This window comes from uncultured Leptotrichia sp., assembly GCF_938036635.1.
GTDB lineage: Bacteria > Fusobacteriota > Fusobacteriia > Fusobacteriales > Leptotrichiaceae > Leptotrichia > Leptotrichia hongkongensis.
Window position 1 is genome coordinate 1 of the sequence record NZ_CALHQO010000385.1, and the last position, 1,057, is coordinate 1,057.

The window sequence follows — 1,057 nt, forward strand, 5'->3', positions numbered from 1 at the left end:
CCAGTAGAAGCGATATTTAATGTTGTCATTTTCCCTTTTACTCTTCTCTCCAAGTCCAAATATTCATTCAGATCTGCATTCGGAAAGAAATTAATCATCTGTATTTTGTCATTTCTACTTCCTATTCTGTCCACTCTTCCAAATCTCTGAATAAGCGACACAGGATTCCACTGAATATCAAAGTTTATTACAGTGTCACAGTCCTGTAAATTCTGTCCTTCCGAAATACAGTCTGTTCCTACTATAATATCTATCTGCTCATCTTGTGGAATTTCAATTTTCATTTTGGACTTTGGCGAAAATGCACTCAAAATGCTATGAAAGTCTTCTCTTACTTTTTTATTTGAAGTTTTCACTCCTTTACCTGTAACACTTGCAATGCTAATATCTTTACAATCGAATTTTTTTAACAACTCAGAATAGATATAGTTTGCTGTGTCTGCAAATGCTGTAAAAATAAGTATTTTTCTATTTCCTTCATTATATGGTGTATTTTCAACCTTATCTTCCACAATTTTTTCCAGTTCATGAATCTTGTTATCTCTATCTTCTTTCAATAAAATCAATGTTTCATCATATATTTTTTTTACAATATCTCTATCATTATACAGCTCCTCAAGATAGGCATTTATTCTCAAATCTTCTACCTTTATTTCATACTTACTTCTTTCAATATAGATTTCATCTTCATTTTCCACATCAAGCTCTTCTTCAATCTGCTGTCCTCTCTGTAAGTTATCTATTGTCCTGTCAATATTTTCAATCAGCCTTTTCAATGTTTCAGAAAAAGAATAAACAGAACTTTCCAGCCTTTTAAATAAGTTCACTCTATGCAAGTAAATAAGCCCTTTTGACTGTATATCAAAATCCAATTTTCCTCCACGATTTCCTGATAACTTATATTTATTGATATAATAGGCTAATTTTTCACTTTTTATAAATTTAGTCGGTGTGTATACTGATAAATTCAGTTCTTCCAAAAGTGAATTTGTATATTTAAAGTCTAAAAGTTCATTTTCTTTATCAATTTCAGAATAATAAGTTATCGGCTTGTTTT

The 1,057-nt window shown here is 30.2% G+C and carries 1 protein-coding gene; it reads right to left on the bottom strand.

The genetic code is table 11. The features are described from left to right. Positions 1-1,057, bottom strand: a 1,057-nt coding sequence (locus tag Q0370_RS07755) for a C-terminal helicase domain-containing protein (RefSeq protein WP_299574248.1), incomplete at both ends; no start/stop codon positions are given.